Raw genomic sequence first — 24,185 nt, 5'->3', positions numbered from 1 at the left:
ACAATGGGTGGTGGTGGAGAGGCGCACGGCCTCTCGGAAAAAACTCAGTCGCTGGAGATCGACTTCAGCGGCTGGCCGGTGGCCGGGTCCAGCGCGCGGCGCACGTACTTGAAGGTGCCCGTGGCATGGCTGCAAAGGCGGCCCTGGGCGTCATAGACCGAGGCCTCGGTGAAGGCCATGGAGGCCGTGCGGTGCAGCAGGCGGCCCTTGGCCACCAGCGGGCCGCGCGCGGCCTGCATGAAGCTGGTCTTCATCTCGATGGTGACCACGCCGTGGTCCGGCGTCTCGCTGCGCGCGGCCGTGGCCATGGTCACGTCCAGCAAGGTCATGGTGGCGCCGCCGTGCGTGACCTCGAAGGAGTTGAGGTGCTCGGGCGCCGCCTCGTAGTGCAGCTCCGACTCGCCCTGCGCCATGCGGTGCAGGGTGAAGCCCAGGTGGCTGACGAAAGGAATGGGAACACCGAAATTCAGCACAGGCAACTCCAGAATGCAAAGGGGAAAGCTGCAAGCATAGCCCCTGCCGCTCCCCCTGAATGGCAGGCCCGCGCGCCGTGGGCGCGCAGGCCTTGAGCGGCCTCAGCCGCCCGTGACGATGCTCACGCCGCCATCGACGGCCAGCCACTGGCCGGTGATGTGCTTGCCGGCATCCGACGCATACAGCGCGCACAGGCCCTTCAGGTCCTCGTCGTCGCCCAGGCGGCCCAATGGGGCATGGGCGGCCAGCGCTTCCTCGCCCATGGCCTTCAGGGTGCCCACCGTCATCTTGCTCGGGAAGAAGCCCGGGCAGATGGCGTTCACGCGGATGCCATATTGGCCCCATTCGGCGGCCAGCGCACGCGTGAAGTTGATCACCGCACCCTTGGAGGTGTTGTAAGCAATGGTGTTCATGCCCTTGGGGTTGCCGCCCAGGCCGGCGATGGACGCCACGTTGATGATGCTGCCGCTGCGCCGGCCGATCATGCTGTGCTTGGCGATGTGCTGCGACAGGATGAAGTAGCCGCGCACATTGAGGTTCATGACCTTGTCCCAGGCTTCCACGGGGTGGTCTTCGGCCGGGGCGCCCCAGGCGGCGCCCGCGTTGTTGAGCAGGATGTCCACATGGCCCAGGCGCGCCAGGGTCTCGTCGGCCAGGCGGCGGATATCGGCTTCGTTGGAGCAGTCGGCCGCGATCCACTGGGCGTCGATGCCGGCGGCCTTCAATTCAGCGGCGGCCTCTTCCAGGTCGGACGCCTTGCGCGAGCTCAGCAGCACCTTGGCGCCGGCTTCGCCCAGGGCCTGCGCCAGCTGCAGGCCCAGGCCGCGCGAGCCCCCGGTCACGAGGGCCGTCTTGCCGGTCAGATCGAACAGTTGTTGGATGGTGCGGGTGGTCATGTCGTCGTCTCCTTGGTTTGTCGTCGTTGGTGGTGCAAGACCTGCGGGCCCTGCACGCAGAAAGGGAAGGATGGCACAGGTATTGTGCGGCGCAACCAAGGTGCGCCATGTCGCCTGTGCGATTTCAGGGGGTCGTCTTCAGGCGCGAGCGCACGCCAATCAGCACCACGCCCACAGCCACCAGCACGCCCCCGGCGGCGCCCATCGCCCAGCCCAGCTCCTCGTCGGCACCTGCCGTGGCCAGGCCCAGCACCAGCGTGAGCAGGCCCCCGTAGACCAGCGCCCAGATGAGCTGGTGCATGCGCTCCAGGGTCTGCGCTGCGGGCATCAGAACGCCTCTTCGGGGAAGGTGGCGCAGGTCGGGTCGCGGCTGCTCACGACCTGCAGCCAGGCGCCGATCTTGGGCAGTTCGTAGTGGAAGAAGAAGCGCATGGCCCCCATTCTGCCCACGCTGGCCGTCTGGGCCTGCGCGGGATCGGCCTGCAGCGTGGCCAGGGCCACGTCCAGCCAGACCCAGGCCAGCACCGTGTGGCCGAAGGCCTGCATGTAGGGCACGGCATTGGCCAGTGCGTCGGTGGGCTGGCCGGTGGCCCAGGCGGCCTTGGTGGCGGCACCCACCTGCTGCAGCGCACTGCCCAGGGCGTTGGCGTGCGCTGCGAGTGCCGGCACCTGGATGGCCCGCTCGATGGTGCCGTTGATGCGTGCGGCCAGCAGTTGCAGGCCACGACCGTTTTCCATCAGCACCTTGCGGCCCAAGAGGTCCATCGCCTGGATGCCGTGCGTGCCCTCGTGGATCATGTTCAGGCGGTTGTCGCGCCAGTACTGCTCCACCGGGAAGTCGCGCGTGTAGCCGTAGCCGCCATGGATCTGGATGGCCAGGCTGTTGGCCTCCAGGCACCATTCGCTGGGCCAGCTCTTGGCGATGGGAGTGAGCACTTCCAGCAGCAGGCGGGCCTCGTCGGCCGCGGCGGAGTCACCGGTGGCCTGCTCGTCCACCAGGCGCGCGCAGAACAGGTTGAGTGCCAGTGCACCCTCGCCGTAGGACTTCTGCGCCAGCAACATGCGCTTGACATCGGCGTGCTCGATGATGCGCACCTGCGGCTGGGCCACGTCCTTGACCACCGCGGCGGCCGCAGCGTCCTTGTCCTTGGGGTTCTGCACCGGGCGGCCCTGGGGGCGGTTCTTGGCGTAGTCCAGGCTCGCGTAGTAGCCCGCCAGGCCCAGCATGGTGGCCGCCATGCCGATGCCGATGCGCGCCTCGTTCATCATGTGGAACATGCAGTGCAGGCCCTTGCCCGCCTGCCCCACGAGGTAGCCCACGGCGCCGGCCTCGCCATCGACCGGGTACTTGCCCTCACCGAAATTGAGCAGCGTGTTGGTCGTGCCGCGCCAGCCCAGCTTGTGGTTCAGGCCCGCCAGCGCCACGTCGTTGCGCACGCCGGTCAGGTTGCCTTCGGTGTCCACCAGCTTCTTGGGCACGATGAACAGCGAAATGCCGCGCGTGCCGGGCACCAGCTTGCCGTCGGGCCCGGGGATCTTGGCCAGCACCAGGTGGATGATGTTCTCGGTGAGCTCGTGCTCGCCGGCCGAAATCCACATCTTGTTGCCCTTGAGCCGGTAACGCGGGCCCAGCGGGTCGCTCTCGAAGCCTGCGCCATCGGGCACGGCGCGCGTGGCCACGTCGCTCAGGCTGGAGCCGGCCTGCGGCTCCGACAGGCACATGGTGCCCGAGAAGCGGCCCGAGAATTCATTGAGCGCAAACACCTTCTGCTGCGCCTCGGTGCCATGCACCATGAGCAGGTTGGCATTGCCCACCGTGAGCAGACCCGAGCCCATGCTGATGGACGCGAGGCCGAAGAAGCTGTTGGCCGCCGCTTCCACCGTGTAGGGCAGCTGCATGCCGCCGATGTCGTAGTCCTGCGCGGCGCTGAGCATGCCCGAGGCCGCATAGGCCTTCTGCGCATCGTAGGTGCACTGGGGCAGGATGACCTTCTCGCCGTCGAACTGCGGCTCCTGGGTATCCACGGTGCGGTTGAAGGGGGCGTACTTCTCGCGCGCAATGCGCTCGCAGGTGTCGAGCACCGCGTCGAAGGTGTCGCGCGAATGGTCGGCAAAGCGCTCGCGCCCGGGCAGCTTCTGGGCATCGAGCCACTGGTAGAGGAGGAATTCGACGGTGGGGCGGTAGCTCATGTGTGAAAACCCTGGAGAAATCGCGCACAAGGCGCCGGGGGGATGCACCACCGGACCGCACAGCCGCCGCACGGGGCGGCGGCCGCAGGCCTGGCGGCTACTTCTTCTGGTTCAGGACGACTTCGGAAAAGCACCAGTAGTCCATGTCGTCATCGGGCTTTTGCTGGCAGTTGTTCTCGCCGATCTGCAGCCGGCGCGCAGTGGCAGGCAGGCTGGGGAACTGGACCTTCAAGGTCTTGCGCTTGCCGGGCCGGATCTCGTCCATGCCGTTCTCGCACGACACCAGGCCCGTGCTGCCCTCCTGCTTCCATACCTTGCCGCTGTCCAGATCCTTGAGCATGAAAGCCTCGGGCTTGTGGCTGGGGTGGGCGCAGGCCTCGATGGTGTCGCGCTTGCTGCTGTTGCGCAGCACGATGGTCACCGTGGTGCGCTCGGGCGTGATGGCCACTTCCTGCAGGATGGTATCGGGATCGTCGGCCAGCGGCTGGTTGAGCCGGTAGCTCTGTGCATGGGCAACCGTGCCTGCCGTGGAAACGACCAGAACGGCCAGGGCTGCGCAAACCTTCGTGAACATGGGTGGATCTCTCTTGATGGAATGGTGATTGTTGTAGGCCCGGGGGCGGCGCGCAGCCATGGGCGCGCGCCGCGTGCAGGCCGGCTGTTGAAGAAACAGCCGGCTTGCATTGTCCCCAAACCCGGTGTGAGCAAACGTAAGCGCCGTAACGCCTGCGCGCCCACCCTCACCAGGCATCCATCAGAGCACTTCGAAAATGCCCGCTGCGCCCATGCCACCGCCGATGCACATGGTCACTGCCACGCGCTTGGCGCCGCGGCGCTTGCCTTCGATCAGGGCATGGCCCGTCAGGCGCTGGCCCGACACGCCGTAAGGGTGGCCCACGGCGATGGCGCCGCCATTGACGTTCAGGCGGTCGGCGGGAATGCCCAGCTTGTCGCGGCAGTAGATCACCTGCACGGCGAAGGCTTCGTTCAGCTCCCACAGGTCGATGTCGTTGACCGTGAGGCCCAGCTTCTTGAGCACCTTGGGCACGGCGAACACCGGGCCGATGCCCATCTCATCGGGCTCGCAGCCGGCCACGGCGAAGCCGAGGAAACGGCCCAGGGGTTTCAGGCCCTTCTTGCTCGCGTACTCTTCGCTCACCACCACGCAGGCGCCAGCGCCATCGGAGAACTGGCTGGCATTGCCGGCCGAGATCAGGCCGCCGGGCAGCGCCGAGCGCAGGCCGCTGATGGACTCGACCGTCGTGCCTTCGCGCGTGCCTTCGTCCTTGGACAGGGTGACCTGCTTGGTGATCAGGCCCAGGGTCTTGTCGGCCACGCCGGCCGTCACGGTGATGGGGGCGATCTCGGCGTCGAACAGGCCCGCGGCCTGGGCGGCGCAGGCCTTCTGCTGGCTGGCGGCGCCGTACTCGTCCATGGCTTCGCGGCCGATGTTGTAGCGCTTGGCCACCTGCTCGGCGGTCTGCAGCATGCTCCAGTAGATCTCGGGCTTGACCTTGTCCAGGGCCAGGTCGCGCAGCATGTGGATGTTCATTTCCTGCTGCACGCAGGAGATGCTTTCCACGCCGCCAGCCACGTACACGTCGGCTTCGCCGGCGATGATGCGCTGGGCCGCCATGGCGATGGTCTGCAGGCCCGAGGAGCAGAAACGGTTGACCGTGACGCCCGATGCCGTGATCGGCAGGCCGGCGGCCAGCGCGATCTGGCGCGCAATGTTGGCGCCGGTGGCGCCTTCGGGGTTGGCACAGCCCATGATGACGTCTTCGACGTCGGCACCGTCGATGCCGGCGCGCTCGATGGCGTGCTTGACGGCATGGCCGCCCAGCGTGGCGCCGTGGGTCATGTTGAGGGCACCCTTCCAGCTCTTGGCGAGCGGGGTACGGGCGGTGGATACGATCACTGCGGAGGTCATTGGGAAATCCTTTCAGGGGTGGAACGCACCGGTGGTGGCCGCCAGGGGCGTGCGCAAGGTCCGGTGCGGCTTCACTGCATCAATCTGTTCGGTTCGCTCAGGCGAATGCCTTGCCTTCGGCGGCCAGCTTGGCCAGCAGCGGCGCGGGCTTCCAGAACGCCGCATCGTCGTTGGGGTTCTTGGCAAAGCGGTCCATGGCCTGCACCACGTTGAACAGGCCCACTTCGCTGGCGTAGTGCATGGGGCCGCCGCGGTAGATCGGGAAGCCATAGCCCGTGAGGTAGACCATGTCGATGTCGCCAGACTTGCTGGCGATGCCGTCCTCCAGGATGTGCGCGCCTTCGTTGACCAGGGCGAACACCAGGCGCTGCACGATTTCCTCGTCGGAGATCTTGCGCGGCGTGATGCCCAGCTCCTTGCGGTGCTCTTCGATCATCTTGTTGACCAGCTCGCTCGGGATCGCGTCGCGCTTGCCGGCCTGGTAGTCGTACCAGCCCGCGCCGGTCTTCTGGCCGAAGCGGCCCAGCTCGCACAGCTTGTCGGCCGTGCGGCTGTACTTCATGTCGGCACGCTCGACGGCGCGGCGCTTGCGGATTGCCCAGCCGATGTCGTTGCCGGCCAGATCGCCCATGCGGAACGGACCCATGGCAAAGCCGAACTTCTCGACGGCCTTGTCCACCTGCTGGGGCGTGCAGCCCTCGTCGAGCAGGAAGCCGGCCTGGCGGCTGTACTGCTCGATCATGCGGTTGCCGATGAAGCCGTCGCACACACCAGAAACGACGGAGGTCTTCTTGATCTTCTTGCCGATGGCCATCACGGTGGCCAGCACGTCCTTGCTGGTCTTGGCGCCGCGCACCACTTCGAGCAGCTTCATCACGTTGGCGGGGCTGAAGAAGTGCATGCCCACGACGTCTTCGGGGCGCTTGGTGAACGCGGCGATCTTGTCCACGTCCAGCGTGGAGGTGTTGGAGGCCAGGATGGCGCCGGGCTTCATCACGGCATCGAGCTGCTTGAAAACGGACTCCTTGACGCCCAGCTCCTCGAACACGGCCTCGATCACGAGGTCAGCGTCCTTGAGGTCGGCGTAGTCGAGCGTGGTGCTCAGCAGGGCCATGCGCTGCGCGTACTTGTCTTCCTTGAGCTTGCCCTTCTTGACCTGGGCTTCGTAGTTCTTCTTGATCGTGGCGATGCCGCGGTCCAGGGCTTCCTGCTTGGTCTCCAGGATCTTCACGGGGATGCCCGCGTTCAGGAAGTTCATGGAGATGCCGCCGCCCATGGTGCCGGCGCCGATCACGGCCACCGACTTGATCTCGCGCTTGGGCGTGTCGGACGGCACGTCCGGGATCTTGGAGGCGGCACGCTCGGCCATGAACAGATGGCGCAGGGCGCGCGACTCGGGCGTCCACATCAGGTTGATGAAGACCTCGCGCTCGAACAGCATGCCGTCGGCGAACTTGCGCTTGGTGGCGGCTTCGACCGCGTCCACGCACTTGGCGGGTGCGGGGTAGTTCTTGGCCATGCCCTTGACCATGTTGCGCGCGAACTGGAAGTAGGCGTCGCCTTCGGGGTGCTTGCAGGGCAGGTTGCGCACCAGCGGCAGAGGGCGCACGTCGGCCACGCTCTGGGCAAAGGCCAGGGCGTCGGCGGCCAGGGCTTCGGCCGAAGCGGCCATCTTGTCAAACAGCTTCTGACCGGGCACGGCGCCGATCATCTCGCTCTTGACGGGCTCGCCGCTCACGATGAGGTTCAGGGCCGCTTCGACACCGATCACGCGCGGCAGGCGCTGCGTGCCGCCAGCGCCAGGGATCAGGCCCAGCTTGACTTCGGGCAGCGCAATCGAGCAGCCAGGCGCTGCGATGCGGTAGTGGCAGCCCAGGGCCAGCTCCAGCCCGCCGCCCATGGCGACGGTGTGCATGGCGGCCACGACGGGCTTGGCCGAATTCTCGATGGCGGCGATCACCGACAGCAGATTGGGCTCCTGCAGCGACTTGTCGGTGCCGAACTCCTTGATGTCGGCACCGCCGGAGAAGGCACCACCGGCGCCGGTGATGACGATGGAGCTGACCGCTGCATCGACATTGGCACGGCCAAGGCCGTCCACGATGCCCTGGCGGGTGGCCAGGCCCAGTCCGTTGACGGGAGGATTGGCCAGGGTGATCACGGCAACCGAGCCGTGGACTTTGTATTCAGCGGTCATGCTGTTGTTCCTTGGAGAGTGAAAAAGAACGATCGTGCGTTTTTATTGTAGAGACTTCGCGCGGCGTTGGCGTGTCAATTTGTCCCGATGGGGACATGGCCCTTGGCCGCCAAACCGCCTCTTCGAGCAAAAAAAGAGGCGCCATGAGCTATCAGGCGCCTCTCTGTCATGCGTTGGCCGGAGTCGTCAGACCTCCAGCCACTCCTTGCGGATGTAGTTGTCCGCCCGCAGGCTGTCGGGCGTGCCCTGGAAAACGATGGAGCCATGGCCCATCACCAGCGCCCGGTCCGAAATTTTCATCGCGATGGTCAGCTTCTGCTCGATCAGCAGCACCGAGATGCCGCGCGCCTTGATGGTCTGCAGGTACTGGCCCACCAGCTCGACGATCTTGGGCGCCAGGCCCTCGGTGGGCTCGTCGATGATGATCAGGTCCGGGTCGCCCATGAGCGTGCGGCACAGCGTGAGCATCTGCTGCTCACCGCCCGACATCACGCCCGCCTCGGTGTGCTGGCGCTCCTTGAGGCGCGGGAACATCTCGTACATGTCGTCAAACGACCAGCGGCTGCCCTTGCCGCTGCCCTTCTGGCCCAGCATCAGGTTCTGGTGCACGGTGAGGTTGGGGAACACGTCGCGGCTCTCGGGCACGTAGCCCAGGCCCAGGTGGGCGATCTCGTAGGCCTTCTTGCCGCCGAGGTCCTGGCCCTTGAAGTTCACCGTACCCTCCCAGTCCACCAGGCCCATGATGGCCTTGGCGGTGGTGGACCGGCCCGAGCCGTTGCGCCCCAGCAGCGCCACGATCTCGCCGGGTTGCACATCGAAGCTCACGCCATGCAGCACATGGCTCTTGCCGTAGTAGGCGTGGAGGTTGTCAATTTTCAGCATAAATCAGTGTCCCGCGCCCTGCTCTTCGGCCACCACGGAGCCCAGGTAGGCCTCCTGCACGCGCGCATTGGCGCGCACCTTGTCGGGCGTGTCGAAGGCGATCACCTCGCCATAGACCACCACGGCGATCTTGTCGGCCAGGCCGAACACCACGCCCATGTCGTGCTCCACGGTCAGCAGCGTGCGGCCTTCGGTCACCTCCTTGATGAGGTGGATGAAGCGCGTGGTCTCGCTCTTGCTCATGCCGGCCGTGGGCTCGTCGAGCAGGATCACGTTGGCACCGCCGGCAATGGTGATGCCGATCTCCAGCGCGCGCTGCTCGGCATAGGTCAGGTTCATGGCCAGCGTGTCGCGCTTCTTGTCGAGCTTGATCATCTCCATGAGTTCCTTGGCACGCTGGTTGGCGTCGTGCAGGTTCGACAGGAAACGCAGGAAGGTGTACTTGTAGCCCATGCTCCAGAGCACACCGCAGCGCAGGTTCTCGAACACGCTCAGCTTGGGGAAGATGTTCGTGATCTGGAAGCTGCGCGACAGCCCCATGCGGTTGATCTCGAAGGGGGCCAGGCCATTGATGCGCTGGCCATTGAGGATCACATCACCGCTGGTGGGCGCAAAGCGCCCGCTGATGAGGTTGAAGAGCGTGGACTTGCCGGCGCCGTTGGGGCCGATGATGGCCACGCGCTCGCCGGGCGCCACTGCGAGATTGGCCCCGCGGATGATCTCGGTCTTGCCGAAGCTCTTGCGCAGGTCGCGCAGTTCGAGCGCGAAGGAAGATGGATTAGCTGCCATGGTATTGCCGCTCACAGCGCCTCTCCCCGCTTGATTTCATGTTCGATCTCTTCCTGGATGCGCCCCCATTGGCGCAGGAACTGGCGGCGGCACAGCTCGAACAGTGCCAGCCCGGTGGCGAACACGAAGCCCGCCCCGAACCAGGCCGACAGGCCCTTGGCATTGATCATGGCCCCCATGAACTTGAGCTCCGACCCCAGGGCCGCATTGAGCTGCAGGTGGTAGGTCATCTCGACCATGCAGGCCGCACCCAGCACCGCCACCAGGCCCGTGCCCGCCAGGCCCAGGTAGGACACCCAGAGCTGGCGCAGCTTGCCGTACTTGGCCACGCGCAGGTTCATCATGATCAGGCTGGCGATGCCGCCGGGCGCATACATCACCATGAACAGGAACACCAGGCCCAGGTAGAGCAGCCAGGCCTTGGAGATCTCGGACAGCAGCACCGAGGCCAGCACCAGCAGCACGGCGCCGATGATGGGCCCGAAGAAGAAGGTGGCACCGCCCAGGAAGGTGAACAGCAGGTAGCTGCCCGAGCGCAGCACGTTCACGCTGTCGGCGCCGGTCACGATCTCGAAGTTGATGGTGGCCAGGCCGCCGCCGATACCGGCAAAGAAGCCCGCGATGATGAAGGCGAAGTAGCGCACGCGCTGCGTGTTGTAGCCGATGAACTCCACGCGCTCGGGGTTGTCGCGCACGGCATTCAGGATGCGCCCGAGCGGCGTGCCGGTGAAGGCGAACATGGCTGCCGTGCAGACGAAGCAGTACACCGCAATCAGGTAGTACACCTGCATGCCCGAGCCGAAGTTCAGCCCGAAGAAGGGCTTGCCGTAGACGCGGTCGGTGGTGATGCCGCCCTCGCCGCCGAAGAACTCGGGGAACATCAGCGCCATCGATGCCACGAGCTCGCCGATACCAAGCGTGATCATGGCGAAGGTGGTGCCCGACTTCTTGGTCGTCACGAAGCCGAGCAGGATCGCGAAGAACATGCCGGCCAGCCCACCCACCAGGGGAATGAGCACCAGCGGGATGGGCAGGCTGCCCTTGCCCGCCAGGTTCATGGCATGGATGGCGATGAACGAGCCCAGGCCCGTGTACACCGCATGCCCGAAGCTGAGCATGCCGCCCTGCCCCAAGAGGATGTTGTAGGACAGGCAGATGATGATCAGGTAGCCGATCTGCGAGAGCATGGTCAGCGCCAGGCTGCTGCGGAACACGTGCGGCGCCACGATCAGCAGCGCTGCGAACAGCGCCCAGACGACGAAGCGGCCCACGTTCCAGGGCTTGAAGCGGTAGTGCGCAGTGCCCTGCGGGGCTGCGTGCGGGTTGGCGTGCATGGCGGCGCCGGAGACGGTGGTGGTGGATGAGGTCATGGCATCAGTCCTCCCGCGTGCCCAGCAGGCCCTTGGGACGGAAGATCAGGATGAGCACCAGGAACAGGTACGGGAGGATGGGCGCCACCTGCGAGATGGTGAGCTTGAGCAAGGGGTAGCCGAAGGTCTGGTCGGTCACGGCCACGCCCAAGGGGCGCAGCACATGGATCATCGAGTAGTCGAGCGCCACCGCGAAGGTCTGGACGATGCCGATGAGCAGCGAGGCGAGGAAGGCACCCGCCAGCGAGCCCATGCCGCCGACCACCACCACCACGAAGATGATGGAGCCGACCGAGGCCGCCATGGCCGGTTCGGTCACGTAGGTGTTGCCGCCGATCACGCCGGCCAGACCGGCGAGCGCAGCACCGCCGCCAAACACCAGCATGAACACGCGTGGCACGTTGTGGCCCAGGGCCTCGACCATCTCGGGGTACTTGAGCGCCGCCTGGATCACCAGGCCGATGCGGGTGCGCGTGAGCAGCAGCCACACCGACAGCAGCATCAACAGGGCGATCAGCATCACGAAGGAACGCGACTTGGGGAACTGCGTGCCGTACAGGCTGAACAGGGGGCCTTGCAGCTGCTCGGGCAGGCCGTAGGGCACGGTGGCGCGGCCCCAGACCAGCTGCACGACTTCGAGGATCAGGTAGGACAGGCCGAAGGTCACGAGCAGCTCGGGCACGTGGCCGAACTTGTGCACGCGGCGCAGGCAGTAGCGCTCGAACGCGGCGCCCAGCGCGAACACGATGAGCGGCGCGATCACCAGCGCCGGCCAGAAGCCGATGACGCCGGAGATGCTGTAGGCGAAATACGCCCCCAGCATGTAGAAGCTGGTGTGCGCGAAATTGAGCACACCCATCATGCTGAAGATCAGCGTGAGTCCCGAGCTCAGCATGAACAGCAGCAGCCCGTAGCTCACGCCGTTGAGCAGGGAGATCACGAAAAACTCGAGATTCATCGCAATTTGTCAGGTCAAGGGTAAAAAAAAGGCCCGAGCCAGGTCGGGCCTAGAGAAGAGAGACCAAGGCCCTCAGGGGCGCTTCATCTGGCACGAGGTGGGCGTACTGGCCACGAAGGGCTCGTAGTACTTCACCGGCACGAAGGTGTAGCCCGTGCTTTCCGAATCGAGCGGGTACTTGCCGCCGGCCTTCTCCCACTTGGAGATGAACAGGCCCTGCTGCAGCTGGTGGTCGGTCTTGCGCATCTCGACCTCGCCATTGAAGCTCTTGAACTTCATGCCTTCCAGGGCCGCAGCCACCTTCACGGGGTCGGTGGACTTGGTCTTCACGAAGGCGTCGGTGAGCATCGAGAAGGCGTGGTAGACCGAGCCGGTGTACATGTCGTCGTTGAACTTCTTCTTGTAGTCCACCACGATCTTGTTGAGCTCGCCCGGCAGGTTGATGTGCGCGTAGGCCACCATGTACACGCGGCCTGCGGCGGCGGCGCCCATGGCTGTGGGGCTGCCCGTGACCGAGCCGTAGTAGGTGTAGAAGTTGACGTTGTTCAGGCCGGCATCGTTGGCGGCCTTGATGAGCAGCGCCAGGTCGGAGCCCCAGTTGCCGGTGATCACGCTGTCGGCGCCCGACTGCTTGATCTTGGCGATGTAGGGTGCGAAGTCGCGCACCTGGGCCAGGGGGTGCAGGTCGTCGCCGACGAACTGCACGTCAGGGCGCTTGCGGGCCATGATTTCCTTGGCGAACTTGGAGACCTGGTGGCCGTGCGAGTAGTTCTGGTTGATCAGGTAGACCTTCTTGACCTCGGGCAGGTCCTTCATGAAGGTGGTCAGCGCTTCCATCTTCATGGAGGTGTCGGCGTCCAGGCGGAAGTGCCAGTAGCTGCACTTGCTGTTGGTCAGGTCGGGGTCCACGGCGGCGTAGTTCAGGAACACGACTTCCTTGCCGGGGTTGCGCGCATTGTGCTTTTCCAGTGCATCCATGATGGCCAGTGCAGGGCCTGAGCCGTTGCCCTGCACCACGTAGCGCGCGCCTTGGTCCATGGCCGAGCGCAGGGCGCTGGTGGTTTCCTGCGGGCTGAGCTTGTTGTCGATGCCGATGATCTCGAACTTCACGCCGGCGGCGTTCTTCTTGTTGAACTCTTCGGAGATGAACTGGAAACTCTTGAGCTGGTTGGTTCCCACCGCCGCCATCAGGCCCGAAAGCGGGTCGAGCCAGGCGATCTTGACGGTCTCACCTTTTTGAGCGAACGCCGCGCCAGCGCTCGCCAACAGGACGGTGGCTGCTACAGCCTTCATAGCGAATTTCATGGTTTTGTCTCCTTGTAAATCGGTAAAACGCAGCGTACCGCGTTGCAACACGACGCCCCTCAGGGATTGCCCCTACCGGCGTCGCACACGTGACTGGCGCAGCGCTCCCCCGAGCGCCGCACCAATCTGGATCACAGGCCCGGGAGCTTGTAATCCTTGAGCTGCTCACGCAACTTCGTCTTGAGCATCTTGCCGGTGGCACCCAGCGGAATCGCCTCCACGAAGACCACGTCATCGGGGATCTGCCACTTGGCAATCTTGCCTTCGAAGAAGGCCAGCAATTCCTCGCGCGTGACCTCGGCGCCAGGGCGCCTGACCACGGCCACGATGGGGCGTTCGTCCCACTTGGGGTGCGGCATGCCCACGCACGCCGCCATGGCGATGGCCGGGTGGGCCATGGCGATGTTCTCGATGTCGATGGAGCTGATCCACTCGCCGCCGGACTTGATCACGTCCTTGCTGCGGTCGGTGATCTGCATGAAGCCATCGGCATCGATGGTCGCCACGTCGCCCGTGGGGAACCAGCCGCGGCCCTGCGCGTCCTTGACCAGCGGGTGGCCGCCCTCGCCCTTGAAGTAGCTGTCCACGATCCAGGGGCCCTTGACCAGCAGGTCGCCGTAGGTCTTGCCATCCCAGGGCAGCTCCTCGCCGTCGGCGCCGACGATCTTCATGTCCACGCCGTAGATCGCGCGGCCCTGCTTGAGCAGCACCTTCATCTGCTCTTCCTTGGGCAGCGCGAGGTGCTTGTTCTTCAGGGTGCACAGCGTGCCCAGCGGGCTCATCTCGGTCATGCCCCAGGCGTGCAGCACTTCCACGCCATAGTCTTCCTTGAAGGCATGGATCATGGCGGGCGGGCAGGCCGAGCCACCGATCACGGTGCGCTTGAGCGTCGAGAACTTCAGGCCCGCAGGCTTCATGTGGCCCAGCATCATCTGCCACACGGTGGGCACGCCGGCGGCGTAGCTGACCTTCTCGGCCTCGATCAGTTCGTAGATCGACTTGCCGTCCATGGCCGGGCCCGGGAAGACCAGCTTGCAGCCCGTGAGCGCGGCCGAGTACGGGATGCCCCAGGCGTTGACGTGGAACATGGGCACCACGGGCAGCACGGAGTCACGCGCCGACAGGCACATCACGTCGGGCAGCGCCGCGGCATAGGCGTGCAGCGTGGTCGAGCGGTGGCTGTACAGCGCGGCCTTGGGGTTGCCTGTGGTGCCGCTGGTGTAGCACATGCTCGACGCCGAGTTCTCGTCGAACTCGGGCCAGGCGTAGTCGGGCGAGTGCGCGCCGATCCAGTCCTCGTAGCTCGTGAGGCCGGGGATGCCGGAGTCTGCGGGCAGCCGGTCCGCATCGCACAGGGCCACCCATTTCTTCACCGTGGGGCACTTGGCGTGCACGGCCTGCACCAGGGGCAGGAAGGTCAGGTCAAAGCACAGCACCTGGTCTTCGGCATGGTTGGCGATCCAGGCGATCTGGTCGGGGTGCAGGCGCGGGTTGATGGTGTGCAGCACGCGGCCCGAGCCCGAGACGCCGAAATACATCTCCATGTGGCGGTAGCCGTTCCAGGCCAGCGTGGCCACGCGATCGCTGAACTGCAGGCCCATCCCGTCGAGTGCGTTGGCCAGGCGGCGCGCTCGCGCGGCCAGGTCCTTGTAGGTATAGCGGTGGATGTCGCCCTCGACGCGCCGCGACACGATCTCGGCGTCGCCATGGTGGCGGTCGGCGAACTCGATCAGCGACGAGATCAACAGGGGTTGGCTCTGCATCAGGCCCAGCATGTGTGCTCCTTGGATATTGTGGTGAATTGGGCAATCATCGTAACGCGCACCAGGCTGTCTCGGGGCCTTCGAAATGTCCATTGCGGATGGGGTCGAAGGCACCGCAATGGGGCATCTGGCGTGGCTGCTTGCGCTGCGCAGTGTGCAGCGCCGGGCCTGCCGCGCCAACACCTGTCGCCCACCCGACAAAGGCCAAGGGATTACCCTGAACGGCGCAGGCTGCAGCGACAATCCGCGGCATGCTCTGCACCGCCCCGCATGCCCTGCGCTTCATCACCGCCCAGCCCTGGTTCGCCGGGTTGCCGGCGGCCATGCAGGAGCGCGTGCGCGCCGCAGTGTTCGAGGAAAGCGGCGACAAGGGCGAGGTCATGAAGCCCGCGGGCAGCGCCGTGCAGGGCTGGCACGCCGTGCTCTCGGGCCTGGTGATGTTGCAGAGCCCGGCCAGCCGCGGCCGCTCCTCGGCCTTCATCGGCGTGCCCGATGGCGAATGGTTCGGCGAAGGTTCGGCCATGAAGCCCGAGCCGCGCAGGTACCACGTGGTCGCGCTGCGCCCTACCCGGCTGCTGTGCCTGCCGCTGCCGGTGTTCGAGGAACTGCGCGAGACCAGCCTGGCCTTCAACCAGTTCCTGGTGCTGCACCTGAACATGCGGCTCGGCCAGGCCATGACCATCATCGAGGCCGGGCGCACGCAGTCCACCGAGCACCGCGTGGCGCTGTACCTGAGCCGGCTGTTCTGGCGCAGCACGCGCCGGCTCAACCTCACGCAGGACGAGCTGGGCCAGCTCGTGGGCCTGTCGCGCCAGACGGTGAACCGCGTGCTGCGCACCCTCGAAGGCATGGGCATCGTGTCGCTGGATTTCGGCAAGGTGGCCATCGTGGACGACGATGCGCTGAACGCGTACCTTGCCGCCACCGCGGCTGCCTGACCGGACATATGAAGCAGCATCGGGCTCCGGGTCCTCACTGCACGCTCAGGCGCGTCGCCTTCAGGTCGGCGTCGAAGATGAACTTGCGCGGCCAGGGTTGCCATTCCTGGCCCAGGCCCGCGTGGTTGGGGTTGCCGGTGTGCACGAAGGCGCGCACGCTGTCCATCATCACGGTCGAGAGTGCCAGGCGCCCCGGCTGGTTGGCCGTGCTGTTGGCCGCCTTGGCCAGCAGCGAGGGGCCGAAGTTGCCGAACACGAAGGGCAGGTCGAAGCCATGGGCGGCGCCGTACACGTCGTTCCAGGGCGCGGGCTGCTGGGCCCAGTTGAACTGGTAGCTCCAGACATTGGACTGCTGCGTGCGCAGCGTGTTGAGCAGGTTGTCGCGGCTCGGCTCGATGAACACGCTGCCCAACAGCTTCATGCGCGCGTTGTAACCCATGCCGGGCGCCGTGACCGGCAGGTAGGACGGATCGATGATGTCCGCCACCGTGAGCGTGGTGGCCGCATCGGGGTTGAAGGCCTGTGTCATCGCAAAGCGCTCGGCATCGCTGATCTTCATGCCCGGCTTGCCGCCCAGCAGCGCCAGGAAGGGCGCGAACAGCTTGGCCTCGTCGGCCGTGTAGCCCGAGAGCACGGGCACCTTGTGGTAGCGGCCCGCGGCCATTTCGGCGATGGGATCGGCGGGCAGCACCACGTTGTCGGGGATGGGGCCGGAGCCCGTGAGGCCGGCACGCAGCACCGTCTGCAGCACCACGCGGCCGTCCTTGCCGCGCAGGTAGCTGGCGGTCTGCGCAGGCGTCCAGCCCGCGACGATGGCCGCTGCGCCCATGGTGTCGGAGGCCAGTCCATCGGCCTGCACCAGCGCGGCGAGCAGCGCCGCCGACTGGGCGGCGTACTTGGAGGCGGGGTTGAGCGTGGGAATGGAATTGGCGGGCAACTGCGTGGCCAGCGAGGTACCGCCACTGATCGGCAGCGCCTTGTGGAACAGCCCCGCCGCCCGCGGCGAGGTGAGCAAGGCCAGCACATTGCCAGCACCGGCCGACTGGCCCATGAGCGTGACATTGCCCGCATTGCCACCGAAGTTGGCGATGTTGCGCTGGATGAAGGACAGCGCCTGCACGTTGTCGAGCAGCGCGTAGTTGCCGGTGTAGGCCTGTGTGCCGGTGTGCAGCTGCGGCATCTGGAAGAAGCCCAGCACGTCGAGCCGGTAGTTGGCCGTGACCACCACGGCATTGGCCGAGCGCGCCAGCGCGGCGCCGTCGTAGACCGGATCGGCCGTGTAGCCCGAGATCGCGCTGCCGCCATGCAGGAACAGCAGCACCGGCAGATTGTCCTGGGTCGTCGCGGGGCGCCAGATGTTCAGCGTCAGGCAGTCTTCGCTGCCCACGGGCGTGCCCAGGGTCTGGCCGATGGTGTCGTCGAAGCGGTTGTTGACGCCGGGGCCGTACAGCCGGCCCATCTGCAGGCAGGCATTGCCAAAGCGTGTGGCATCGCGCTCGCCACCCCAGGCCACGGGCGCCACGGGGGGCTGCCAGCGCAGTTCCCCCACGGGAGGCCGGGCAAAGGGGATGCCTTTCCAGGCATAGGTGCCCGTGCTGGCGCTGGCATCCACGCCACGCACGGTGCCGTACGCGGTCTCGCGCACCTCGGGCGGGGTGCTGGAACCACCGCCGCAGCCGGCCAGCGCCAGCATGGAAAGAACGGCACCCAGGCATTGGGCACGCCAGCGCACATCGACGACCATGTCTTGTCTCCTTTGGGGTTATAGGGTCGGGCCTCTGTGTACAGTAGCGCTGCGCCAGGGAACGACCTCGACGCCGATTGTGGAAAGGGGCGGGCCTTTCGCTACTATCGCAACCTTGCCAAAACACTGACTTCAGACACCACCCCGCGTAAACCCTGAGCCCCAGACCCCGCGCTATGACTCCCCGCACAAGCTCCGCCGCCTGGGTGCGCGGCACCACCGACATGATGGCCGCAGAGGGCCTGCCCGTGGCCGAGCTGTGCCGCGAAGCCGGCATCGACCTGGCGGCGCTGCAGCAGCCCCATGCGCGCGTGGAGGTGGACCGGATCAGCCAGCTGTGGGAGCTGGCCGTGGCTCGCTCGGGCAAGACCGACCTGGGCCTGTGCCCGCAGCTCACCGCGCGCTATGGCAATGTGGACGTGGTGGGCTATGCGCTGGCCTCGGGGCCGAACCTGCTGGTGGGTTTTCAGCACCTCACGCGCCACATGGCCGTGATCTCCGACTGCACCGCCTTCGAACTCACGCACGAGGCGCGCGGCTACTGGTTTTCCATCGAGCACATTGGCGGCACGCGCCCGGTGCCACGCCAGCGCGTGGAATACGCACTGCTCACCCTGTTCACGCTGTGCGGCTGGCTCACGCGCCGCGAGCTCAAGCCCCTGGCCGTGGAGCTGAGCACGCCACCACCATCCCCCGGCAGCGAAGCACGCTATGAAAAGGCCTTTGGTGCGCTGCCCCGCTTCGCCCAACCGGCCAGCCGCATCCTGCTGGCCGATGCCGACATGCTAGTCGACATCCCCACGCACAACCCCAGCCTGTGGGCCATGCACGAGCAACTGGTGGAGACCGAGCTCGACCACCTGGGCCAGTCGCTCGCCAGCACGCGTGTGCGCGCCGAGGTGGCGCGCATCCTGCACAAGGGCGAGCCGCGCCGCGACGACATCGCCGCACGCCTGAACATGACCGACCGCACCCTGCAGCGCCGGCTGCAGGCCGAATCGGCCACCTACCAGCAACTGCTGGACGACACGCGCTGCGAGCTGGCGCGCAAGTACCTGGCCGACCCGCGCCGCAACCTCACCGAGGTGGCCGACCTGCTGGGCTTTGCCGACCAGAGCAACATGTTCCGCGCCTGCAAGCGCTGGTTCGGCATGCCCCCGGGGCAGTACCGGGCGCAACTGCAGCAAGCAGGCGGAGTGGCCTCCTCCTAGCCCTTGTGCCCGGGCACCATCTGGATGGTGGCCACCCCGTCCTGGCGGCGCGGCGCCAGCCAGTGCAGCCACAGCCCGCGCATCCAGGCGACGGAGAACACCACGGCCAGAGCCAGCACACCCCAGTGCCGGGTCTGCCAGGCCCCATAGAACCAGAACGGCTGCGCCATCAGCCCGGCGATGCAGGCCCAGCGGCGCACGGGCTCGTGCGCCGACTGCGAAAGCCAGGCCGCCACCGCATACAGCACCGCGATGGCGAGCTGGTCCAGAGAGCCCAGGGCGTTGCCCATGACCGGCCCCATCAGGTCAGGCGCACTTCGAAGTACGCGCCATCGACCTCGCCCAGGCCCTGGTAGCCGGCCTCGCGCGCGGCCTGCGCGGCCCGGGTCCACTGCCGGGCCATTGCCAGGTCCTCGGCGCTGGCATCGCTGCCATCGGACTCCTCGAACTGCATCACGGCACGTAGCGCCTCGGCCACCACCTCGGGGCCGCCCAGCTTGCGCTCCAGCGTACGGGTGTAGCGGGTTTCGGCCGCGCAGCGCTCCCGCAGGGGCAGTTCGGGATAATCGCGCAGGGCGACGGTGTAGGTCGTCGTTTCGATGGCTTCCATGCAGGGCTCCTGGTTGAAATACTGTAAAAATATACAGTATTTCAACCAGATCTGCACCACTGCCCTGGCGCGCTGTTGCGGCGGCGCCGCAAACCCCGCCTATGCCTCGACCAGGGCCGCGCGGGCCACCTGGTTGCGGCCCCTGCGCTTGGCCTGGTAGAGGGCTTCGTCCGCACTGCCGTAGGCGGCGTCGAAGCCGCTTCCCTGCGCCTGCCAGCTCACACCGAAGCTGGCGGTCACGCGGCTGCGGTCGGGCAAGGCAAAGTCGTGGGCCGCGATGGCCTTGCGCATCTGCTCGGCGGCCTGGGCCGCCACCTCCTGCGACACCCCGGGCAGCAGGGCCGTGAATTCTTCGCCACCGACGCGCCCGATCTGGGCCACGGCCGGCGCCACACCCTTGAGGCAATCCACCACACCGCAGATCACCGTGTCGCCGACCGGGTGGCCGAACGAGTCGTTGACGCGCTTGAAGTGGTCGATGTCGAGCACGATCAGCGCCAGGCTGCCGCTGGCCAGGTGGCGATTGGAGCGCTCGATGATGGCCGCCCGGTTCAGCACGCCCGTGAGCGGATCGTGCGTGGCGCGGTATTCCAGCTGGCCGGTGAGGTCCTGCAGCCGCTGGTTGAGCTGGTTCATCTCGAACTCGGCCCGGTCGCTGCGCCGCACCATGCGGCGCGTCTCGCGCAACAGGCGTTCGTAGGCGGTCAGCAACTCGCCCAGCGCATGGCGATGGGCGCCGCCGTCGCCCTCCTCGCCAAAGGCCGTTCGGGCCGCCAACAGGGCACGGCTCTCGGCATCAAACAGGTCAGGTGCTTCGGACATCGAGACCCATCATGCCGATTTCACCGCATGGCTGACGAACTGGAGGGCCGTGAAGTCGTCCTTGAGCTCCTGGCCGAATTCGAAGATGGTGTCGTCTTCCTCGTCGTGGTACCAGTTGAGCACCACCTCGTTGCCGGCTTCGGCCGCATCGCTGAGCAGGCCCACCAGGTTGAACAGCATCTTGGTGCTGGAGCTGTTGAAGTAGGCCAGCGCAATGCTGACGCTGATCTTCTTGTCGCTGCAGGCACCCAGGTAGGCCTCCAGCTGGCGCAGGATGTCGCCGTAGAACGCGGCCGCGTTCTCAGGGTAGGACTCGCCACGCAAGCTCAGCAGGTTCTCGTCGAACTTGAAGTCCACTTCCGGCGAGCTGGGTGTGGGGGGAATGTAGAGATGGTCCATCCGGGGTTTCACAGTGTGTAGCGGGTTCTGCCAGGCGCTCAGGCGCGAAAGCAGAAGAAAGTCAGGTCGTCGCGGCGCTGGTGCGTGCCCTGCCAGGCCTGCAGCGCCTGTTGCATGGCGGCATTCAATTGCGCAGGGTTCTGCCCGCGCTGGGCAACGATCACCTCCTGGATGCGGCGCTTGCCGAAGGTGATGGCCTTGGGGCCGCCCACCTGGTCGATCAGGCCATCGGTGGTCACGAACACCAGGCTGCCAGGTTCCAGGACCACCGTGCGCGTGGTCCAGCAGTGGTCGATGGGGCTGTCCACATAGCCCACGCCCTTGCGCTCGCCGGCCACCACCTGCACGGCCTCGGCGCCCGGGGGCAGCACGAAGAGCGAGAGGTTCGCACCGGCAAAGCGCAGCTCGCGCGTGGCGGGCGCATACCAGAAGCAGGCGGCATCCAGGCCGTCGTCGGAGCCCGGCGTATCGTCCTGGCCGTCCATCTGGCCCAGCATCTGCTTGATGCTGCGGTTCACGCTGCCCAGCAGCTGTGCCGGATCGCGCGGCCCATACTGCTCGATGGCCTTGCCCAGGGTGCTCGATGCGATCAGGGTCATGAAGGCCCCCGGCACGCCATGGCCCGTGCAGTCGGCCACGGTGGCAAACCAGCCATCGGGCATGGCGGTGAACTGGTAGAAGTCGCCGCCCACCACGTCGCGCGGTTCCCAGACCAGGTCGGCATCGGCCTGCGCCTGCACCAGGGCATCGCGCGAGGCGCGCAGCATGGAGCGCTGGATCACGCTCGCGTACTCGATGCTGTGCATCACCTGGCGGTTGCGCGCGGCCTGCAGTTCGGCCACCACGCGCATCAGCTGCAGGCCATGGCCCACGCCGACAAAGCTGCCTTCGCGCGCAACGATGAAGCCGTCCGACAGCGCCTTCTCGCCGTACTCCACGGTCTTGAAGGTCAGCTCCTCGATGCCCATTTCGGCATCAACGATCAGCGGTGCCTTGTCCATGAAGGCGATGCAGTTCTTGCGGCCGTAGATCTCCCAGCGGTAGGGCTTGCTCATCTCGGACATGAAGATGTCACGGTTGATCAGCCCGATGGGGCGCCCCTTCTCGACCACCGGCAGGCTCACCAGGTCCTTGTGCTCGGAGAAGATCTCCATGACCTTTTCATTGGTCTCCTCGACCGCCATCCAGGGCACTTCGACACACATGTCCCCGGCGCTGGGCTGGCGAAAACGCGGACGGCAGTCTTGCAGGTAGGCGGGGAGTTCGGGCATGGAGAAGGACCGGCGCGGCAGGAAATGTCACCAGAGCTTACAAGTCGCATATTGCGGTTGCGTGACAGAAGGCGCTGTCCGGGATGCCCTTGTCATTCACCGGGCGCCACGCCGGCCACCAGGCGCCCATGCCCGGCCTGCCATCGACCGGCCAGGGTGGGCGCCGCCTGCACTGCGGGGCGGGGATCGCGGCGCCCCAGCTGCTGCAGGTAATGCGGCAGGGGCAAGGGCTTGGCGATGCCAAAGCCCTGCACATAGTCCACGCCGTAGGCGGCCAGCAGCGCGCGCTGGGCCGGCGTCTCGACGAACTCGGCGATGGTCGCAAGCCCCATGGTCCGCGCCACGTCGCAGATGGCCAGCACCACGCGCTGGTCGACCCGCGAGGACATCACATCACGCACGAAGCTGCCATCGATCTTCACGAAATCGAGGGGCAGCGACTTGAGGTAGTCGAAGGTCGCCAGGCCCGTGCCGAAGTCATCGAGCGAGGTGCGCGCCCCCATGGCGCGCAGGCTGGCCAGCAGGTCCACGGCGCGGCTGCGCTGCACGATGCCGGCGGTTTCCGTGACCTCGAAGCAGAACATCGCGGGATCGAGCCCGCTCGTGGCCAGGCACTGGTCGATGTGGGTGAGCAGCCGCGGGTCGGACACCGACGAGCCCGACAGGTTGATCGCCACCTTGCCCAGATCCCGCCGGGTGATGCCATGGGCCACCAGGGCCGCAAACACCTGGGTGATGACCCACCGGTCCACCTGGGGCATGAGCCCATAGCGCTCGGCCAGCGGCAGGAACTCGCCGGGCAGATGGGGCGATCCATTGCCCGAGGCCCAGCGCAGCAGCACCTCCACGCCCAGGTCGCCATCGTGGTCGCCATGGGCCGAGCGGATGGGCTGGCAGGCCAGCCACAGGCCGCTGGCCTCGGGGCTGCCCGCCGGCAGGCGCAAGGCGTCCTTGAGCGCCTCGATCCGGGACAGCTGCGCCCGGCGCATGCGCATCAGGTGGCCAGGCGCCTGCTCCATGCCCTGCGCCTGCCGGTCCCCCTGGGCCGGGTCACCGTCCACCTCGCACAACAGCATCAGCGCCGCCAGCACGTCGTCGCCCAGGGCCTGCCCCTCGTCCAGCGGCAACAGCCCGAACGCCGCCTGGATGCGCACGCTGTGCTCGGAAAAGACATAGCGGCGCCCGTCCAGCGCGGTGCGCAGCTGCAGCAGCCGCGCATGCACGTCGCCCGCCGCCACCGGCACGGCCACCACGAAGAAGCCATCGCGCGGCCGGGCGTAGAGGCAGCCACGGCCCAGCTGGTTGCGCAGGTAGATGGAGACGTCCTGCTCGATCTCGCGCGTGGAGCCCAGGCCGATCAAGTCCACCACATGCTCCAGGTTGTGCAGGCGCATGCCGATCAGGTGCATGGGCCCCGTCCCCGCCGCCTGGAGGGACTTGAGCAGGCCACGCTCATTGAGGAACCCCGTCAGGCCATCGTTGCTGGCGGCCTCGTGCAGGCTGCGCTCCATCTGCCGGCGGTGCTCCATCGTGGCCGAGGCAAAAAAGCTCAGCGCCGCCAGGCAGACCATGAGCACCGCCTGGTCCAGCACCATCAGGTAGGGGCTGTGGCCTGCGGGCAAGGGGGGCGTGAAAGCCAGCAGGGTCAGCGCCGAGATGGCCGTGGCCAGGTGCACGAACAACGGGCTGCCCCGGTAGGCCGCCCATGCCACCAACAGGAACACGACATAGCGCACCGACGGACCGATGCCCGCCCCCACCACCGAAGAGCCCCACTGCGCCATGGCCATGACAAGCACCAGGCCGGCCAGGCAGAAGGTCTGCCAGCGCGCCCACAGCAGAGGGCCGGCCCGCCAGCCACCATCGAGGGCGTGGGCCGCCATCTCGGTGAGCCGCGTGAACAGGAGGATGCCGAACACCTCGGACATGCCCATGACACCCGCCACACGCAGGATGCCACCCGGCTGCTCGCCCGCCGCCAGCAGAAACTGCCAGCTGCCCAGCGCCGTGAGCACCGCCGCCCCTGGCAGCACGGTCAGGGCATGGAAGCGAACGGCCGTGGCGACCGGATTGCGCCCCGCCTCGTTGCGCCGGTCGCGCTGCACCAGCCACCACACCAGGGCCACCGCCGCCGCCAGGGCCGCCACGCCGATCAGCGACTGCAGCATGGGGATGCCATGCAGGGCATGCCACAAGGCCACAGCCGCCCCCAGGAACCCCAGCATGCGCAGCCCGTAGGCCAGCACCAGCCCCATGGCAATGCCATCGGCCGGCCAGATGAGGCTCATGTCCAGGCTGCCAAAGGCATAGGCCTGCGACGCCTGGGCCACCACCATCCACAGCAAGGCACCCACCAGACCACGCCGGTAGTCAAAGGGCAGCTGGCTGCTGGCGGGAACGGGTGTCGAGGGCATAGGGCTTGCAGGATAAGGCAAC

At 66.7% G+C, this 24,185-nt stretch carries 22 protein-coding genes; 2 read left to right on the top strand and 20 right to left on the bottom strand.

Translation table 11 applies throughout. The features are described 5' to 3' along the window. Positions 1-44 precede the first annotated feature (44 nt). The 13 genes from HNP48_RS26455 to HNP48_RS26395 all read right to left on the bottom strand — a co-directional run bounded on the left by HNP48_RS26455 (position 45) and on the right by HNP48_RS26395 (position 14,766). Positions 45-473 carry a PaaI family thioesterase gene (locus tag HNP48_RS26455; protein WP_184862801.1) on the bottom strand — a complete coding sequence of 143 codons (429 nt, stop codon included), beginning with the start codon at positions 471-473 and terminating at the stop codon, positions 45-47. Positions 474-575: 102 nt separating this feature from the next. Continuing rightward, positions 576-1,370 carry an SDR family oxidoreductase gene (locus HNP48_RS26450; RefSeq protein WP_184862799.1) on the bottom strand — a complete coding sequence of 265 codons (795 nt, stop codon included), beginning with the start codon at positions 1,368-1,370 and terminating at the stop codon, positions 576-578. Between the two features lie 124 nt (positions 1,371-1,494). Beyond that, a complete protein-coding gene (locus HNP48_RS26445) occupies positions 1,495-1,698 on the bottom strand; it encodes a hypothetical protein (RefSeq protein WP_184862797.1) in 204 nt (67 codons plus the stop codon). Continuing rightward, positions 1,698-3,560 carry an acyl-CoA dehydrogenase gene (locus tag HNP48_RS26440; RefSeq protein WP_184862795.1) on the bottom strand — a complete coding sequence of 621 codons (1,863 nt, stop codon included), beginning with the start codon at positions 3,558-3,560 and terminating at the stop codon, positions 1,698-1,700. Before HNP48_RS26440 ends, HNP48_RS26445 begins: the two co-directional genes overlap by 1 nt. 97 nt (positions 3,561-3,657) lie before the next feature. Then, the gene (locus tag HNP48_RS26435; protein WP_184862793.1) at positions 3,658-4,134 is read right to left on the bottom strand and encodes a hypothetical protein; all 477 of its coding nucleotides are present in this window, start codon (positions 4,132-4,134) and stop codon (positions 3,658-3,660) included. Positions 4,135-4,314: 180 nt separating this feature from the next. Further along, positions 4,315-5,490 (bottom strand): acetyl-CoA C-acyltransferase, encoded by a 1,176-nt coding sequence (locus HNP48_RS26430; RefSeq protein ID WP_184862791.1) that lies wholly within the window; start codon positions 5,488-5,490, stop codon positions 4,315-4,317. A gap of 97 nt (positions 5,491-5,587) precedes the next feature. Then, entirely contained in the window at positions 5,588-7,687 is a 2,100-nt protein-coding gene (locus tag HNP48_RS26425; protein ID WP_184862789.1) for a 3-hydroxyacyl-CoA dehydrogenase NAD-binding domain-containing protein, read from the bottom strand. A 186-nt stretch (positions 7,688-7,873) separates the two neighbouring features. Then, a complete protein-coding gene (locus tag HNP48_RS26420; RefSeq protein WP_184862787.1) occupies positions 7,874-8,569 on the bottom strand; it encodes an ABC transporter ATP-binding protein in 696 nt (231 codons plus the stop codon). Positions 8,570-8,572: 3 nt separating this feature from the next. Further along, the gene (locus HNP48_RS26415; RefSeq protein WP_184862884.1) at positions 8,573-9,358 is read right to left on the bottom strand and encodes an ABC transporter ATP-binding protein; all 786 of its coding nucleotides are present in this window, start codon (positions 9,356-9,358) and stop codon (positions 8,573-8,575) included. Positions 9,359-9,369: 11 nt separating this feature from the next. Further along, on the bottom strand, positions 9,370-10,692 hold the full coding sequence (locus tag HNP48_RS26410; protein WP_184862882.1) for a branched-chain amino acid ABC transporter permease: 1,323 nt from the start codon (positions 10,690-10,692) through the stop codon (positions 9,370-9,372). A gap of 40 nt (positions 10,693-10,732) precedes the next feature. Further along, the gene (locus HNP48_RS26405) at positions 10,733-11,686 is read right to left on the bottom strand and encodes a branched-chain amino acid ABC transporter permease (protein ID WP_184862785.1); all 954 of its coding nucleotides are present in this window, start codon (positions 11,684-11,686) and stop codon (positions 10,733-10,735) included. A gap of 72 nt (positions 11,687-11,758) precedes the next feature. After that, on the bottom strand, positions 11,759-12,991 hold the full coding sequence (locus tag HNP48_RS26400; RefSeq protein WP_184862783.1) for a branched-chain amino acid ABC transporter substrate-binding protein: 1,233 nt from the start codon (positions 12,989-12,991) through the stop codon (positions 11,759-11,761). Positions 12,992-13,122: 131 nt separating this feature from the next. Beyond that, complete coding sequence (locus HNP48_RS26395; RefSeq protein ID WP_184862781.1) at positions 13,123-14,766, bottom strand: 3-(methylthio)propionyl-CoA ligase; 1,644 nt, start codon at positions 14,764-14,766, stop codon at positions 13,123-13,125. A 239-nt stretch (positions 14,767-15,005) separates the two neighbouring features. Here HNP48_RS26395 and HNP48_RS26390 point away from each other — a divergent pair, with 239 nt between their 5' ends. Next, the gene (locus HNP48_RS26390) at positions 15,006-15,692 is read left to right on the top strand and encodes a Crp/Fnr family transcriptional regulator (protein ID WP_184862778.1); all 687 of its coding nucleotides are present in this window, start codon (positions 15,006-15,008) and stop codon (positions 15,690-15,692) included. A 34-nt stretch (positions 15,693-15,726) separates the two neighbouring features. Here HNP48_RS26390 and HNP48_RS26385 read toward each other — a convergent pair whose 3' ends face one another. Continuing rightward, on the bottom strand, positions 15,727-17,436 hold the full coding sequence (locus tag HNP48_RS26385) for a carboxylesterase/lipase family protein (RefSeq protein ID WP_184862776.1): 1,710 nt from the start codon (positions 17,434-17,436) through the stop codon (positions 15,727-15,729). A gap of 176 nt (positions 17,437-17,612) precedes the next feature. On the opposite strand from HNP48_RS26385, the gene HNP48_RS26380 reads away from it, so the two are divergent. Beyond that, a complete protein-coding gene (locus tag HNP48_RS26380; RefSeq protein WP_184862774.1) occupies positions 17,613-18,647 on the top strand; it encodes an AraC family transcriptional regulator in 1,035 nt (344 codons plus the stop codon). Here HNP48_RS26380 and HNP48_RS26375 read toward each other — a convergent pair. From HNP48_RS26375 to HNP48_RS26350, 6 genes are all read right to left on the bottom strand, one after another. Further along, positions 18,644-18,937, bottom strand: a complete 294-nt coding sequence (locus HNP48_RS26375; protein WP_184862772.1) for a hypothetical protein — start codon at positions 18,935-18,937, stop codon at positions 18,644-18,646. The genes HNP48_RS26380 and HNP48_RS26375 overlap by 4 nt on opposite strands. Positions 18,938-18,948: 11 nt before the next feature. Continuing rightward, on the bottom strand, positions 18,949-19,257 hold the full coding sequence (locus tag HNP48_RS26370) for a hypothetical protein (RefSeq protein WP_184862770.1): 309 nt from the start codon (positions 19,255-19,257) through the stop codon (positions 18,949-18,951). A 99-nt stretch (positions 19,258-19,356) separates the two neighbouring features. Beyond that, a complete protein-coding gene (locus tag HNP48_RS26365) occupies positions 19,357-20,079 on the bottom strand; it encodes a GGDEF domain-containing protein (protein WP_184862768.1) in 723 nt (240 codons plus the stop codon). Positions 20,080-20,088: 9 nt separating this feature from the next. Next, positions 20,089-20,478 carry a DUF1987 domain-containing protein gene (locus tag HNP48_RS26360; RefSeq protein ID WP_184862766.1) on the bottom strand — a complete coding sequence of 130 codons (390 nt, stop codon included), beginning with the start codon at positions 20,476-20,478 and terminating at the stop codon, positions 20,089-20,091. 38 nt (positions 20,479-20,516) lie between these two features. Next, on the bottom strand, positions 20,517-21,749 hold the full coding sequence (locus tag HNP48_RS26355) for a SpoIIE family protein phosphatase (RefSeq protein ID WP_184862764.1): 1,233 nt from the start codon (positions 21,747-21,749) through the stop codon (positions 20,517-20,519). A gap of 92 nt (positions 21,750-21,841) precedes the next feature. Next, positions 21,842-24,163 carry an EAL domain-containing protein gene (locus tag HNP48_RS26350; protein WP_184862762.1) on the bottom strand — a complete coding sequence of 774 codons (2,322 nt, stop codon included), beginning with the start codon at positions 24,161-24,163 and terminating at the stop codon, positions 21,842-21,844. Positions 24,164-24,185: the final 22 nt, after the last annotated feature.

Origin of the sequence: Acidovorax soli (assembly GCF_014207955.1) — a bacterium.
In the GTDB taxonomy this organism is placed as follows: Bacteria; Pseudomonadota; Gammaproteobacteria; order Burkholderiales; family Burkholderiaceae_C; genus Acidovorax; species Acidovorax soli_A.
This window is presented reverse-complemented; position numbering and strand designations above follow the sequence as displayed.

Excerpts from the sequence above, each read along its gene's own strand:
- HNP48_RS26450 (WP_184862799.1), bottom strand. The coding sequence starts at position 1,370 with ATGACCACCCGCACCATCCAACAACTGTTCGATCTGACCGGCAAGACG.
- HNP48_RS26445 (WP_184862797.1), bottom strand. The coding sequence starts at position 1,698 with ATGCCCGCAGCGCAGACCCTGGAGCGCATGCACCAGCTCATCTGGGCG.
- HNP48_RS26440 (WP_184862795.1), bottom strand. The coding sequence starts at position 3,560 with ATGAGCTACCGCCCCACCGTCGAATTCCTCCTCTACCAGTGGCTCGAT.
- HNP48_RS26435 (WP_184862793.1), bottom strand. The coding sequence starts at position 4,134 with ATGTTCACGAAGGTTTGCGCAGCCCTGGCCGTTCTGGTCGTTTCCACG.
- HNP48_RS26430 (WP_184862791.1), bottom strand. The coding sequence starts at position 5,490 with ATGACCTCCGCAGTGATCGTATCCACCGCCCGTACCCCGCTCGCCAAG.
- HNP48_RS26425 (WP_184862789.1), bottom strand. The coding sequence starts at position 7,687 with ATGACCGCTGAATACAAAGTCCACGGCTCGGTTGCCGTGATCACCCTG.
- HNP48_RS26420 (WP_184862787.1), bottom strand. The coding sequence starts at position 8,569 with ATGCTGAAAATTGACAACCTCCACGCCTACTACGGCAAGAGCCATGTG.
- HNP48_RS26415 (WP_184862884.1), bottom strand. The coding sequence starts at position 9,358 with ATGGCAGCTAATCCATCTTCCTTCGCGCTCGAACTGCGCGACCTGCGC.
- HNP48_RS26410 (WP_184862882.1), bottom strand. The coding sequence starts at position 10,692 with ATGCACGCCAACCCGCACGCAGCCCCGCAGGGCACTGCGCACTACCGC.
- HNP48_RS26405 (WP_184862785.1), bottom strand. The coding sequence starts at position 11,686 with ATGAATCTCGAGTTTTTCGTGATCTCCCTGCTCAACGGCGTGAGCTAC.
- HNP48_RS26400 (WP_184862783.1), bottom strand. The coding sequence starts at position 12,991 with ATGAAATTCGCTATGAAGGCTGTAGCAGCCACCGTCCTGTTGGCGAGC.
- HNP48_RS26395 (WP_184862781.1), bottom strand. The coding sequence starts at position 14,766 with ATGCTGGGCCTGATGCAGAGCCAACCCCTGTTGATCTCGTCGCTGATC.
- HNP48_RS26390 (WP_184862778.1), top strand. The coding sequence starts at position 15,006 with ATGCTCTGCACCGCCCCGCATGCCCTGCGCTTCATCACCGCCCAGCCC.
- HNP48_RS26385 (WP_184862776.1), bottom strand. The coding sequence starts at position 17,436 with ATGGTCGTCGATGTGCGCTGGCGTGCCCAATGCCTGGGTGCCGTTCTT.
- HNP48_RS26380 (WP_184862774.1), top strand. The coding sequence starts at position 17,613 with ATGACTCCCCGCACAAGCTCCGCCGCCTGGGTGCGCGGCACCACCGAC.
- HNP48_RS26375 (WP_184862772.1), bottom strand. The coding sequence starts at position 18,937 with ATGGGCAACGCCCTGGGCTCTCTGGACCAGCTCGCCATCGCGGTGCTG.
- HNP48_RS26370 (WP_184862770.1), bottom strand. The coding sequence starts at position 19,257 with ATGGAAGCCATCGAAACGACGACCTACACCGTCGCCCTGCGCGATTAT.
- HNP48_RS26365 (WP_184862768.1), bottom strand. The coding sequence starts at position 20,079 with ATGTCCGAAGCACCTGACCTGTTTGATGCCGAGAGCCGTGCCCTGTTG.
- HNP48_RS26360 (WP_184862766.1), bottom strand. The coding sequence starts at position 20,478 with ATGGACCATCTCTACATTCCCCCCACACCCAGCTCGCCGGAAGTGGAC.
- HNP48_RS26355 (WP_184862764.1), bottom strand. The coding sequence starts at position 21,749 with ATGCCCGAACTCCCCGCCTACCTGCAAGACTGCCGTCCGCGTTTTCGC.
- HNP48_RS26350 (WP_184862762.1), bottom strand. The coding sequence starts at position 24,163 with ATGCCCTCGACACCCGTTCCCGCCAGCAGCCAGCTGCCCTTTGACTAC.